This is a genomic window from Trichocoleus sp. AS-A1, assembly GCF_039962015.1.
GTDB lineage: Bacteria > Cyanobacteriota > Cyanobacteriia > Cyanobacteriales > FACHB-T130 > FACHB-T130.
The window spans coordinates 24,234-37,261 of record NZ_JAMPKG010000021.1 but is presented as its reverse complement, the minus strand read 5'-3'; the positions used below and the strand labels follow the sequence as shown (position 1 = coordinate 37,261).

10 protein-coding genes, 1 other RNA gene and 3 pseudogenes are annotated in these 13,028 nt (G+C 45.2%); 9 read left to right on the top strand and 5 right to left on the bottom strand.

Annotated elements, in window-relative coordinates; all coding sequences use genetic code 11:
• Positions 1 to 208 precede the first annotated feature (208 nt).
• On the bottom strand, positions 209 to 1,006 hold the full coding sequence (locus NC994_RS16935) for a WecB/TagA/CpsF family glycosyltransferase (RefSeq protein ID WP_190435450.1): 798 nt from the start codon (positions 1,004 to 1,006) through the stop codon (positions 209 to 211).
• A 251-nt stretch (positions 1,007 to 1,257) separates the two neighbouring features.
• On the bottom strand, positions 1,258 to 1,821 hold the full coding sequence (locus NC994_RS16930) for a 2'-5' RNA ligase family protein (RefSeq protein ID WP_190430084.1): 564 nt from the start codon (positions 1,819 to 1,821) through the stop codon (positions 1,258 to 1,260).
• 59 nt (positions 1,822 to 1,880) lie between these two features.
• On the opposite strand from NC994_RS16930, the gene NC994_RS16925 reads away from it, so the two are divergent.
• The 3 genes from NC994_RS16925 (at position 1,881) to NC994_RS16915 (ending at position 2,806) form a co-directional block, all read left to right on the top strand.
• On the top strand, positions 1,881 to 2,147 hold the full coding sequence (locus NC994_RS16925) for a YciI family protein (protein WP_190435445.1): 267 nt from the start codon (positions 1,881 to 1,883) through the stop codon (positions 2,145 to 2,147).
• A gap of 62 nt (positions 2,148 to 2,209) precedes the next feature.
• An RNA gene (gene ffs, locus NC994_RS16920) (signal recognition particle sRNA small type) lies at positions 2,210 to 2,306 on the top strand.
• Positions 2,307 to 2,416: 110 nt separating this feature from the next.
• A complete protein-coding gene (locus NC994_RS16915) occupies positions 2,417 to 2,806 on the top strand; it encodes a phasin family protein (protein ID WP_190435443.1) in 390 nt (129 codons plus the stop codon).
• Here the strand turns inward: NC994_RS16915 and NC994_RS16910 are convergent.
• Complete coding sequence (locus NC994_RS16910) at positions 2,803 to 2,946, bottom strand: hypothetical protein (RefSeq protein WP_190435440.1); 144 nt, start codon at positions 2,944 to 2,946, stop codon at positions 2,803 to 2,805. The two genes, NC994_RS16915 and NC994_RS16910, sit on opposite strands and share 4 nt — an antisense overlap.
• 89 nt (positions 2,947 to 3,035) lie before the next feature.
• Here NC994_RS16910 and NC994_RS16905 point away from each other — a divergent pair, with 89 nt between their 5' ends.
• The 3 genes from NC994_RS16905 (at position 3,036) to NC994_RS16895 (ending at position 5,887) form a co-directional block, all read left to right on the top strand.
• Entirely contained in the window at positions 3,036 to 3,449 is a 414-nt protein-coding gene (locus NC994_RS16905; protein WP_190430081.1) for a hypothetical protein, read from the top strand.
• 117 nt (positions 3,450 to 3,566) lie between these two features.
• Positions 3,567 to 3,998, top strand: coding sequence for a preQ(1) synthase (queF, locus tag NC994_RS16900; protein WP_190435437.1), 432 nt, complete (start codon positions 3,567 to 3,569; stop codon positions 3,996 to 3,998).
• Positions 3,999 to 4,225: 227 nt separating this feature from the next.
• On the top strand, positions 4,226 to 5,887 hold the full coding sequence (locus tag NC994_RS16895) for a glycosyltransferase family 39 protein (protein WP_190435434.1): 1,662 nt from the start codon (positions 4,226 to 4,228) through the stop codon (positions 5,885 to 5,887).
• Positions 5,888 to 5,955: 68 nt separating this feature from the next.
• Here NC994_RS16895 and NC994_RS16890 read toward each other — a convergent pair whose 3' ends face one another.
• Together NC994_RS16890 and NC994_RS16885 are read right to left on the bottom strand one after the other, a co-directional pair.
• On the bottom strand, positions 5,956 to 7,380 hold the full coding sequence (locus NC994_RS16890) for a cytochrome c biogenesis protein (RefSeq protein ID WP_190435430.1): 1,425 nt from the start codon (positions 7,378 to 7,380) through the stop codon (positions 5,956 to 5,958).
• A gap of 52 nt (positions 7,381 to 7,432) precedes the next feature.
• Positions 7,433 to 8,167 carry a cytochrome c biogenesis protein CcdA gene (locus NC994_RS16885; protein ID WP_190411189.1) on the bottom strand — a complete coding sequence of 245 codons (735 nt, stop codon included), beginning with the start codon at positions 8,165 to 8,167 and terminating at the stop codon, positions 7,433 to 7,435.
• A 657-nt stretch (positions 8,168 to 8,824) separates the two neighbouring features.
• Between NC994_RS16885 and NC994_RS16880 the strand changes: the two are divergent.
• From NC994_RS16880 to NC994_RS16870, 3 pseudogenes are all read left to right on the top strand, one after another.
• Positions 8,825 to 9,295 (top strand): annotated as a pseudogene (locus NC994_RS16880) (PAS domain-containing protein); the annotation flags it as partial.
• A 699-nt stretch (positions 9,296 to 9,994) separates the two neighbouring features.
• Positions 9,995 to 11,467, top strand: a pseudogene (locus NC994_RS16875) (ATP-binding protein); the annotation flags it as partial.
• Positions 11,464 to 12,986 (top strand): annotated as a pseudogene (locus NC994_RS16870) (response regulator). The pseudogenes NC994_RS16875 and NC994_RS16870, both read left to right, overlap by 4 nt.
• The last annotated feature ends 42 nt before the right edge of the window (positions 12,987 to 13,028 follow it).

Sequence of the window (13,028 nt, the reverse complement as noted above, 5' to 3'; positions counted from 1 at the left end):
GAAATTTCTCAAGTAGTCTAATTCAAATAGTCTAATCGCCTGCCAAGATATGTCATCACAAAAATAGACGTTCCGTGGAACATCCATCATGCAACCATAAATTTTAACAGAAAGCCTATAGCTGCTAAGGCTACTTACCCTACGACAAGCAAGCTACAGCATTACAACATTAGGTACTTTACAAACGTCCCTTCAAATAAGAATTTTTTTATTCCCACTTAACTCGTTCTAATTTCACAGATTTTTTCTCTGCCTGAAAAGGCTTTTTATAAAGGTTAAGCTTTTGTTTCAAAATTAACCAGAAGAAAGGCATATCGTCTATTAAATATCTTTTCCATAACCTTTGTGGCTCGGATAAGAGTCTATGTAACCACTCTATTCCTGCGTCGCTCATCCACTGTGGAGACCTTGGTTTATGACCTGCTTCAAAGTCAAGAGATGCGCCAACAGACAAGAAAACTTTGATATTGGGTAATTTATTTTTATACTTCAATATCCACTTTTCTTGTTTAGGGGCACCGACGCCAATGGCTAAGACTGTAGCGCCTGACTTATTAATCCTGTCAATAATTTCTAGGCATTCTTTTTCGCTCTTTTCAAATCCGAAAGACGGCGAATGAGAAGCAACTATAATATTTCTGCCTACTTGGTTATTGATTCGCTCTTGAGCTTTACGAGCCACCCCTTCAGCAGCACCCAGCAAGAAAATCTTAACGCTTTCATTGTTCTTGTGGTGCATATAGAAAGCGGGAAATAAATCTGAACCCGACAGTTTTTCTTTAATCGGCGTTCCCAAAAATTTAGAAGCGTACAATACTATTTGACTGTCACACACTTTATAAGTAGCGATATTGTAAGCTTTGTAAAAATCTCCATCGGTTTGCAGCTTCATCAGGTGGTCTACGTTTGGCGTAAATACGATACCACCTTCCCGATCGAGTTTGGTTAATAGCTCTGCTCTTGACAAGTTGTCAATGGATACATTAAGTACATTAACTTTTTTCATTGACTCCTCTCACTTTAGCAATCTACTCGTGTGGGGACAGCACACTAATAACAACACAATAGTGAGAGTCAAGCTTGCACTACCTCTACCATGAGAGAGGACAAATCTTTATCAACGTTTATTCCCTAGGATAGATTGGAAAATTGAGTGAACAAGATTCGCTATTATAGTGAGGGTTTGTCTGAGCGAAAGAAAAAAGGTTGCGATCGCGCCACAACCAGCCGCAACCTTGGCTGAAAGGCTTGCCCTGTTTACCTCCGGCGCGCTAAACAAGGGAATTCAGCGCTCACTTCCCATCGTTCCCCTGTATGAATCAGTAGGGTTAGCTGAGCAGCAGTGAACTCAAACTCTAACGATCGGCCCTGAAATTCAGCCCATGCTGCATGAAAGTTTTGCCGTGTCAAGTCTCTAAAGGCAACAGTCATGTGAGGAGCAAAGGGACGCTGCTTGGAAACCGCATCGACAATTCCCAAGTTTGTCTCCATATCGGTCATTAAATCGGCTTGTAACGCTAGCAGTTCCGGCGTCTTAAGAACATTGATGTAAATAACACGGGGTGGAAAAGCTCCAAACCCTTTCAGGGTAATGAAGACAGGTGAACGATGGGAAGCAAACGTTCTCAAGCATTCTTCCAGCACTGGCACTGCCTCTACCTGCCATTCAAACGGCGGTTGCAGCGTGATATGCGGGGGAGATTTCTGGGCACCTTTGCTAGCATAGGTTTGGGCGAAGTGCTGCTGAATCTCTTTGGCGTAGTCTTGAATCTCTTGCGGCGGCAAGAGAGCAATAAAGAAGCGGCGTTTTGTATTGTCCAAGAACTTCCAGCGGTAGTTTACTTGTTAAATAGATATAGCCAGATAAGGGAAGAAAGTGAATGCCCTGGTTTGTAAAGATTGAAGAAGGCATCGTTGATAAACCGATCTTTGATAAATCTGTACCGGCGCACAAAGCTTATGTCCAGGATTTGATTACCAAAGGATATCAGGCGCGTAGCGGCTACTGGCTGGAACGGCGAGGCGGCATGATGCTATTTGAGGCGTCTTCACTGGAGGAGGCGCGCGTAATTGTCTCACTCGATCCGCTGGTGCAAAACGGCTGCGTCAAGTATGAACTTTATGAGTGGCGAGTGGTTGCCGAATAAAAGCGAATCCTTGATTGCCGCCAGAGGTTTCAATTTTCAGTGAATGATGTTATGCTTTAGATGATCTGGACCCATGCGATCGCAACGCCTAAACCTTGTCAGAACCGGAAGGTAGCAGCAACACGGGATGCTTGTGATAGGCGTGGTATCCGGATCACCCGAATCGCCGCCTCGCCCTCGTTTGCCTTGTAATTGGTGGGCAGTTTCTCGATTTCACGCTTATGCTGGAATCAGCAGATACTTGCAGATTAAAGGAGCGACTTATTGCGATGGCTGGTTTTGGAGATATTGTTCAAAAAGCGTTTTACTTAGGGGTTGGCTTAGCTGCCTCTGCGGGTGAGAGAGCTGGGGGAAAGTTAACTGAGTTGCGATCGCAAGCTCAAAAGCTAGCCGATGAAATGGTAGCAAAAGGCGAGATGACAACAGACGAAGCCCGCCGGTTTGTCGATGATATGATGAAACAAGCCCAGCAGGCACCCGTTGAGCCATCCACTAGCAGCACCCAACCCGGTGAGCCGCGGCGGATTGAAATTCTCTCAGAAGATGAAGAGCCAAAGTCGGCAGCAGCTCCAAATGCGGCTCCAAATAATGATGTGGACGCGATGCGCCAACAGGTGCAAGCACTACAGGACGAACTGCGTCGGCTAAAGCGCGATTAGCTTTGCAGTAATGAACGATAAACTGCGAACAGCCGAATCGTTAGCTGCATAGGCAAGAGCGAGTCGCTGCGAGGAGCATCACACGCCTTGCGATCGCGCAAGGCAACGGGTGCTAATCTATAACATTGCGATCGCATCATGGATTCGCACTATTTAGAATAGAATTGCAGATTAATTGGCGTCATCGCGTCGCCGGTAAAAACTAAGCCTTTTGTGCTGAGTATCCAAAATGGAAGAGTGGCAAAAAGATTTTTTCGAGATGATGGAAGCAGTCGCTGATGAAGTAGAGCAATTCTTCGTTGGCATCACAGAAGTAGTAGACGCTGTTGCCGAAAGCGTGCAAACTACAATTGCAACCGATCTCAATCAGTGTTTGCAGGAATTATTTGAACCGATCGCTGAAATTTATTTAGAATTTGAAGAAATTGTGGGTGAAGGTGAGCAGCCTTTTTCCTATATGGTGGATACTGTTGAACCCACCCCACAAAAAAATCCTGCATGTATGGGTTGTCACCATTACCACGGACAAGCTTATGGTGGAAACCTGTTAGTCTGCGCCATGCATCCCTATGGCTGGGATGATAAAAATTGTCCGGATTGGGAGGGTAGTACAGATCCGTTCAATTCTAGAGATATTTTCTGAACAAAGCAGGTGAAGAAGGCTGAAAAAGCTTGACCTGCATTCATATTCAAGGGTTATTAGTCCTTTATTTGTTATAAATGACTAATAACTAACGACCCACGTTTGCTACCACTACTGATGAGTCAGTCGCCAACACAACAACAATTATCATCTGAAACGCCGCTCTCGGAAATGAAATACGGTGAGCGAAATATTTCTGAAGGACAATTAATTACCTTCCCCAATCCGCGAGTCGGACGCCACTACGACATTCACATTACTCTACCAGAGTTTACCTGTAAGTGTCCGTTTTCTGGCTATCCTGACTTTGCGACCATCCATATTACCTATGTTCCCGACCAAAGGGTGGTGGAACTGAAGGCGATCAAGCTTTATATCAATAGTTACCGCGATCGCTACATCTCCCACGAAGAATCCATCAATCAAATTTTGGATGACTTTGTGGCAGCTTGCGATCCTTTAGAAGCCACTATCAAAGGGGATTTCGCGCCCCGCGGTAATGTCCACACAGTCATTGAAGTGCGTCATCAGAAGTCCTCTGACGCCTAGATAGCAGCAAAAAAATTCACTTGCATCTGGCTACTTCCACCTGGTTTAAAAATTATCTTTTTCAGAAAGCCCGTCCAACGGGCTTTCTGCTTTGTGTCATCAAAAGTCTATCTTATCGGCTCAAAAAATAGACACAATATCAGTCTCAGGGTGAATGATAACTTCCATTGGCACGCCTAACATTTCGCAAAGCTTCCCGGCTTTTTAGATTACGAAATGGAGGTTTCATGGCAGTTGCACAAAGCCTTAACCATGTTAAGAATAGGTTAACTCAGACAAAACTACTTCCTCCAACTTGGTTACAATTTTTTATCATTGTCGTGCTGGTACTGGGAGTATTTTTTCGATTCGTCAACCTGGATCGCAAAGTTTACTGGGGCGATGAGACTTTCACTTCATTACGGATTGCCGGTTACAGCAAGGCAGAATTCGCCCAAGAAGTCTTTGATGGACAGGTGATGGGGGTCGAAGAATTACAGAAGTTTCAACAACCCAATTCGGAAAAAGGTGCAAGCGGAACCATCAACTCGATAGTGGTCGATACTCCCCAGCATCCGCCCCTCTATTTTTTAATGGCAAGATATTGGGTGCAACGATTTGGTTATTCGCCAGGGATAATCAGAAGCTTGTCTGCATTAATTAGCTTGCTAGCTTTTCCTTGCATCTATTGGCTATGCCAAGAATTATTTGGATCTTCCTTAGCAGGATGGATAGCGATCGCACTCATCGCCGTCTCCCCGTTTCAAGTTCTCTACGCCCAGGAAGCACGACCTTATAGTTTGTGGATTGTGGCGATCTTACTATCGAGTGCGGCACTGCTGCGAGCGATGCGGCTGGGAAATAGAGACACCAAAACCCTTATTTCTACTTGGGGAGTGTATGCAGCAACGCTAACGCTGGGGATGTATACGCAGTTATTTTTTGCGCTGGTTGCGATTGGACATGGAATTTATCTATTGACAATCGAGAAATTCCGATTCACTAAAACAGTCTTTGCCTATTTGCTGGCATCTTTGGCTGGTTTGCTCACATTTGTGCCTTGGCTTCTAATTCTAATTGCTAATTCATCTACCGTTGAAAAGACAACAGATTGGTCTCGCCAGAAAGAAAGCCTATTTTCTTGGGTGAAAGCTTGGACTCGCAACATCACTCGGACATTTCTTGATACAGATCCAGCAGGAGGAGTGATTGAGTTTGGATTTAACAATCAATGGACAGAATTTATCCGACTGACACTGGTAGGAATGATTTTATTCCTGTCAGGATATGCAATTTATTTTCTGTGTCGTAACACTAGCAAGCAAGTTTGGTTATTTGTTTTAACTTTGCTTGGGGTAACTGCCCTTCCCTTTATTTCCAGAGATCTAATCTCCGGAGGAGGATTGTCAGGTTCAACTCGACATCTAGTTGCTGTTTATTTGGGGATTCAGCTAGCAATTGCTTACTTACTGGCTACTAAAATTAGTTTGCCTTCGAGAAGTGCAAAGGTACAAAAACTATGGCAATTTGTGCTTGTTGCAGTAGTTTCGAGTGGTGTTATATCCTGTGCCATCAGTTCTCAACAAGAAATCTGGTGGAATAAAGCTCTCTCTCAAACTGAATACAATCCAAAAGTAGCCCAAATCATCAACAAAACAGCTCATCCGCTTTTGCTCAGCAATGAGAAACTAAACTTTTTTCTTCCTTTAACCTATGCACTGGAACCGAAAGTGCGGCTTCAATTAGTCGTTAAACCAAATGTGCCTCAGATTCCAGATGGGTTCAGTGATGTGTTTTTATACAGGAGTTCCAAGGAATTAAGAAAGGCACTACAAAAGCAGAACTACAAAATAGAGCCTGCATACCAAACGGGTCAAGTTTGGCTTTGGAAACTAGAAAAAAAGGTGTGAGTGGAAGACGTTATTTGTTGGTAGAGGCGCGATGAATCGCCCCTCTACCAACCCACATCAAAAATGGTTTAGGACTGGGTCGCGATCGCTTCTATCTCAACAACTGGCACTTCCTCCTGAGACGGATGACTGACTCGATCCAAAATTTCTAACAGTTCCCGTTCAAAAGCAACCTGTGCGCGGTTAGTTCTGCCGCCGACATAGAAGCGAATCTCCTTGTGAGAAGCGGCGCTAACTCCTTCTTGCAGCGCCCAAATTTGGGAATGAGAAAAATAACTCATGACTACACCCAGCATCAGCAAACCAAAGCCAGCATAAACAAACGGGATACCCGGATCGGCTTTTATTTGCAAGCCAGTGCTGCCGATTACTTCATCAATGCTCAGCCTGACTCCATTCACAGGTACCGACATCCCGGCGCGAATAGTATTGATTAGCTGACCCTTTGGGTTATAAAGCATCAGCGTTCCCTGCAAATCCTTGGCAATTAAGGCAACGCCCTCACTCAAATCCGGTTTAGTGGGAATCCAAGTTCCCCAGATTCGGCCCTTGCTGACAGTATTTAATGACGCCATCGGCAACTGTAAAACTGGGCTATTATTCAGCCGCACCTGGATACCTGCAATTCCCCAATCTGTTTGATAAAGCGTCACACCTCGGTAACGCAGCGGCTGGTTGACGTGAATCGTTTGACGATCAACTTCTTGTCCTTGTTTATCCAAAACCGACAAATCGGAATAAAACTGGTCGATTCTGCCTTCAGGTGTATAGTCGATCCAAAAGCGATTTACCCGCACCGACCAATCTTTGGGAATTTGTGGCAGCGCCCAAGAACCCGCTTCGATGATGTTTTTTATCTGGAATGTATCGCCGCTGGCAACCATTTCCTGGGCGACAAAACCCGTGATACTCCCCCAAATTGCGCCCCCCAGAATAATTAACATACTGGCATGAACAACAATCGGGCCAATCCGCCCCACCAGACCTTTTCGGGCGTAAAGTTTATCTCCTTCTTGAAAAACTTTATAGCGCCGCTGCTGCAACAACTCGGTCAGTTTGTTTAGCGAACCTGTTTCGAGTTCCGCACTCAAGGCGAGTTTCTGAAATTGGCGGGGTTGGTCGTAAAACTTCCAGTGCTGTGCTGCTTTTAAAGCTGGAAACTGGCGGGTGAAGGTACAGGCAGTTAAGCTGCTGCCAAACAAAATTAGGAGTGATAAAAACCACCAGGTGCGATAAACACGATCCAATCCGACTACCTGGATTACCTTCCAAGTCAGGAAACCAAACAAAGCGGGATGCTCTGGATAGTTCGCTTGGTAGAAAGCGGGTGACTGACCCTGCTCAATGACCGTGCCAGAGATGCTGAAAAGCGCGATCGCTAATAGCAACGCGATCGCTAACCGCAAATCTGCCAGTAATGGCAACAACTCCTGTCGCCAAAACCGATAGGAAGTTGACCCCAAATTTGAGAAAAAAGAATTTTTTGCAGTCATTTTTTGATAATTGATAATTGGTAATTGGTAATAGCGAATTCTTTGATTACCATTAGCCAATCGGAATCCGAGACAGCAGCGAAAATACCCCAAAGCCAACTAAAAGCACACCGCTAACGGGTGTAATCCAACTCGACCACTGGCGCAACTCTAGCAACTTCTTAATAGAGGCTGTAAAAGTTCCTGCCAAAATCAACGGTGCTACGTAACCTGCTGTGTAGGATAGCAGTAAGACTGCACCTAATACCATGTCTTGCGTCGTGGCAACCCAACCCAGTAACGTTCCCAATACGGGAGTACTGCACGGAGAAGCAACCACCCCAAAAGTTAGACCAATCAGATAGGAACGCACTCCCGCTGGTAATTCTTTGGAAATCCATTCCATCCCACCCCAAGCAGGCAACGGAAGGGGCAAAGCTTCTAGTAAATTTAGCCCCATTGCGATCGCAAGAATGCTCACAAGGATCGGCAAACCAAATCCCACTTGACCGTAGACGTTCCCCAGCAACGCCGCTAAGATACCAAGCCCTGCCAGCGTTGTTGCCAATCCCAAGGAAAACCAGGTAGCCTGGGCAGCTGCTTGGAGGCGGCTTTTGGTTTCATAGCCCCCAATGTAGCCAAGGGTGATGGGCAACATAGAAAGCATACAGGGGGTCAGACTGGTGAGCAACCCGGCGGCAAAGATAATGCCAATACTGATAACGCTGAGATGTTGCAGCTGGATAAAAACGAGACGGTTGGCAAATTCACTGAGTTCGTAAAGCTGGGTTTGCAGACTTTCAATCATGAGGAGGCTAGTTCGCGGAATGCTGATTCTGCTTGAATTTTAGCTTACTTGGAAGGGTAGAACCGGCGCGAAGGAAAGCGTCCGCATTGTTTGCTTGACAATAACACTCATCAATGTCTTTCATCAACGCAGGTTTCTCAAGAAATTTTTAACGCCGTTTCTATCAATTGCCCCATTAAGCTTGCAGCGAGTCTTTTATTCAAATGTTCTTAATTCAGTCGGCGGATGCATTAAATTGAATATTTCTTTAGTTGGATTGACCCAGGAAACCCAACACCTGTGAGGGTTACGCTATCGACAACCATCCTACAAATTATTAATCCAGCCTACTGATTGTCAAGCCTAAAAAAGAAAACTTTTACTTTTTTCATAAAGGAATAATATTTTTTTTGTATTTATTAACATTAAAGAACATTCAAGATTAGAGTTTTTTTCCAAATTTAGGGAATCCTAAATACGGACACTAGGAGCCTATATTATTCCTCCTTTCCTTAGCAGAGGGATGACTTCGCCAACGAACTGCGAGCATCATTGACTATTTAATTGGAAACTCCAAGAAGGTCGAGGAGAGTGCTATGTCCGTGTTGAATGTTGAATTTGAGCCGCTTAACTTAATTTCGATATATCTAAAACCAAAAGGTATAGAAGGAGGAATAGATGGTTACAAGTTATAGACGCAGTAAAACCAGTACCGGCAAATTGCAGAATCAAGAATCCTTGAAACTGCGTCAGCAAATTGCCGAGCTAGAGCAGACACTAGCCGATTGCAAGGAGGTCGAGAAAGAACTGCGTCAACGGGCGGAGATGTATGCACAAGTCTTAGATGCCATCCCAAATTTAGTAAAGTGCCAAAACTCCCAATCGCGCCTAGTTTATGCCAACAAAGCATTTTGCGACTTTTACGGCATGACACTGGAACAGCTTTGCGATCGCGATCCGACAGATATTCCTCTAAATAACCGGGATGCTACCCAACAGTCTGTCGTGGATGACGCCTATGTCGTGAATACCGGGCAGACGCTCCACATCTCTCAAGAACCTGTAACTCGTTACGATGGGCAAGTCTATTTATTTGACATCGTTAAAGTCCCTATTTTTAATGCTGAAGGCGAAGCTGTAAAAGTTGTGGAGTCCAGTCACGTAGCTTTAGGTGGCAACCTCTCCGACTCAGCCTTAATAGAAGTCAATTCAGCAGATATCCGGGGAGAACAGCGAGATAAATTAACCAACTCTCTCACTTATTTAAATAGCCAAATTATCGAGCGCAGGCAAGCAGAACAAGCCTTACAGGATCTGATCGCCGGAACCGCCTCAGTTACGGGCAAAGATTTCTACCCGGTGTTTGCACAGCATCTAGCCGCAGCGCTTGGAGTTCGCTACGTTATCGTGGCAGAAGCATCCGCCTGGGAGGACGATACACCTGTCCGAGCCAAAGTGCTTTCCTTTTGGAATTCAGACAAATTGGGTGACAACTTTGAGTACGACTTAGTCCATACTCCTTGCAAAAGCATCTTTACACAAGAGACTCTGGTTGAAAACAACGGCATCAGTTGCTATCCCCAAAACGTCCAGTCATTCTTCCCCAAAGGCGAAGCTTTAGCGGCTTTGGGAGGAGAGTGTTTCCTGGGAGTTGCCCTTTTAGATTCAACATCCAGTAAGCCAATTGGTCATATTTGCTTTATCGATGATAAGCCCCTCGTGCAGGAGCAACGGGCAAAATCAATTATGAGCCTCTTTGGAGCACGAGTTAGCGCCGAACTGGAGCGCCAGCGGGCTGAGGAAGCGCTAGAGCGATCGCAAATACAACTGAAACTTTCCCACGAGCAATTAGAAAACTACAACCGGATGCTGGAAGCGAAAGTTCAAAAGCGAACGCTAAAGCTGCAACAAGAAATACGCGATCGCCGAAAAGCCGAACAATCCGCTCAATCCGCCAATCGCGCCAAAAGCGAATTTCTCGCTAACATGAGCCACGAACTGAGAACCCCTCTCAACGGTATCCTCGGCTATGCCCAAATCCTCAAACGAGACAAAACCTTAAATGAGCCGCAAAAAGATGGTTTAGGCGTCATTCACCAGTGCGGCGAACATCTATTAACCCTGATCAACGACATCTTAGACCTCTCCAAAATTGAAGCCCGGAAAATGGAACTCCACTTGAGTCACTTTCATTTTCCCCAATTCCTTGAAGGCATCGTCGAACTGTGCCGCATTCGTGCCCAACAAAAAGACATCTACTTAACTTACCAACTCACCGCCCCACTTCCTTTAGCAGTCCAGGGCGATGAAAAACGCTTGCGGCAAGTCTTAATCAACTTACTTAGCAACGCGATCAAATTTACAACCACCGGCGGCGTCACCTTCCAAGTCAGCTATCAAGACGGAACATTTCGGTTTCAAGTAGAAGATACCGGCGTCGGTATGGCACCAGAGCAATTAGAAGAAATCTTCTTACCCTTCCACCAAGTCGGAGAGCGCGATCGCAAAAGCGAAGGCACCGGCTTAGGCTTGGCAATCAGCCGTCAATTAGTGCAAATGATGGGCAGCGAAATCAAAGTTAACAGCATCTTAGGTAAAGGTAGCGTTTTCTACTTTGATTTAGATTTACCCTTAGTTGACCAGTGGGCAGATGTCACCCAAATAGATGAACGCCCCATTATTGGTTACTTGGGCGACAAGCGCAAAATCCTCATCGCCGACGATCAATGGGAAAATCGCTCAATTCTAGTAAAAATGTTAGAGCCATTAGGGTTTGAAATTATGGAAGCCACTGATGGTTTTGACTGTATAACCAAAGCACAGGAGTGGCAACCCCATGTAATTTTGATGGACTTAATGATGCCCGCCCTCAATGGCTTAGAAGCCACTCGTCGAATCAGAAAGTCACCCAACTTAAAGGTCGTTGTGATTGCGACTTCAGCCAGCGTTTTTGATTGCGATCAACAACAGAGCTTTCAAGCCGGTTGTAACGATTTCCTGCCCAAACCCATCCAAAACCAGGAACTTTTAGAAAAGTTACGCGGTTATTTGGGGCTGTCATGGATTTATGAAGAAATTAAAAATGAAGAATTCCGCGAGCCTTCCGCAAAAGCGATGGTGCCTCCGCCTGTAGAGGAAATCGCGGCACTCTTCGATTTCGCAATGATGGGCGACCTCAGAGGGATTGCCAAGCGAGCCGCTCAACTGGAACAGATGAATCAGGACTGGATACCCTTTACCAACCATTTACGTCAATTAGCCAAGGGCTTTGAAGAAAAACAAATCTTGGATTTTATCAAACAATATAGAGAAAATAAATGAGCGAAGAAATTCCCCACAAAGGCATAATCTTAATCGTTGATGATACTCCCATAAACTTAGGGGTTTTGTTCGACTTTTTGGCGGATTCCGGCTTCAAGATTTTGGTAGCTCGGGATGGCGAAAGTGCGATTCAAAAGGGGGAATATGCCCTGCCGGATCTTATCTTATTAGATGTACTGATGCCGGGGATGGATGGGTTTGAAACTTGCCGTCAACTGAAAGCCAATCAAGTAACGAAAGATATCCCTGTAATTTTTATGACGGCGCTTTCTGAGACGGTAGATAAGGTTAGAGGTTTAAGCCTGGGAGCCGTCGATTATATTACTAAACCACTTCAGCATGAAGAAGTTTTAGCTCGCATTACTGTCCAACTGAGTATGCAGAGTTTAACAAAGAAACTGAAAGAACAAAATGTGCTTTTGGAACAAGAAATTCAAGAACGTACAAGGGTAGAAAAAGCACTCTTACAGCTCAAAGAAGAACTAGAAGAACGGGTAGAGGAAAGACCCTTGAACTTTCCCACTCTAATGCTCTGCTGAAACAAGAGATTCAAGAGCGGATTTCTACAGAAGCAATATTACAACAATCAGAGGCACGCTATCGAGAACAAGCGCATCAGCTAGAACTCGCCTTTCGCCAACTCCAACAGACTCAAGGTCAACTGATCCAAAGCGAACAACTGGCTAGTTTAGGACAGTTAGTCGCCGGTGTTGCTCATGAAATGAATAACCCGGTCAACTTTATCTACGGCAATATTACTCACGCAGAGCGCTATACCCAAGACCTGCTGTACCTGCTGAATCTTTATACCAAGGAATTAACCAATCCGGGGCCAACTATCCTGGAGGAGGCTCAGGCAATTGACCTGGAGTTTCTGGTTGAAGACCTGCCAAAACTACTGGGTTCGATGAAGATTGGGGCTGAGCGCATCCGCGAGATTGTCCAGTCATTGCGGAATTTCTCTCGCGTGGATGAGGCTCAGATGAAGCCAGTGAACATTCACGATGGGCTAGACAGCACTCTGCTAATTTTGAACAACCGGCTGAAATCCAAGGCTGACTATCCGGGCATTCAGATTGTTAAAGAGTATGGCAAGCTGCCTCCTGTAGAGTGTTATGCAGGTCAAATGAACCAGGCATTCATCAATGTGCTGTCGAGTGTGATTGATGCTTTGGAGGAGTATGACCATAAGCGATCGCCTGAAGAAATACACTTCTCCCGCAGTACCATTCGGATTTATACCGAAGTAACTGACCGTGGCTTTGTGACGATTCAGATTATAGATAATGGCCCCGGTATAGCGGAGGAAGTCCGCCCTCACCTGTTTGACCCCTTCTTTACGCCGAAAACGAAGGGCAAAGGCACGAAGGTTGGGTTGTCCCTTACCTATCAAATCGTCGTGGACAAACATGGTGGACAGATGCAGTGTAATTCAGCGCCCGGAGAGGGTACGGAATTCATCATAGCGATTCCGATTCGACAGAATCTTCAGAAAACGCCTTCGTTCGAGTCAATGTAATGTCAACGTCATCAGGGAAAAGCATTTAACTGGCACAGTCAA

Coding starts and splice junctions, on each gene's coding strand:
- NC994_RS16935 (WP_190435450.1), bottom strand. CDS start 1,006: ATGAAAAAAGTTAATGTACTTAATGTATCCATTGACAACTTGTCAAGA.
- NC994_RS16925 (WP_190435445.1), top strand. CDS start 1,881: ATGCCCTGGTTTGTAAAGATTGAAGAAGGCATCGTTGATAAACCGATC.
- NC994_RS16915 (WP_190435443.1), top strand. CDS start 2,417: ATGGCTGGTTTTGGAGATATTGTTCAAAAAGCGTTTTACTTAGGGGTT.
- NC994_RS16910 (WP_190435440.1), bottom strand. CDS start 2,946: ATGATGCGATCGCAATGTTATAGATTAGCACCCGTTGCCTTGCGCGAT.
- NC994_RS16905 (WP_190430081.1), top strand. CDS start 3,036: ATGGAAGAGTGGCAAAAAGATTTTTTCGAGATGATGGAAGCAGTCGCT.
- queF (WP_190435437.1), top strand. CDS start 3,567: ATGAGTCAGTCGCCAACACAACAACAATTATCATCTGAAACGCCGCTC.
- NC994_RS16895 (WP_190435434.1), top strand. CDS start 4,226: ATGGCAGTTGCACAAAGCCTTAACCATGTTAAGAATAGGTTAACTCAG.
- NC994_RS16890 (WP_190435430.1), bottom strand. CDS start 7,380: ATGACTGCAAAAAATTCTTTTTTCTCAAATTTGGGGTCAACTTCCTAT.
- NC994_RS16885 (WP_190411189.1), bottom strand. CDS start 8,167: ATGATTGAAAGTCTGCAAACCCAGCTTTACGAACTCAGTGAATTTGCC.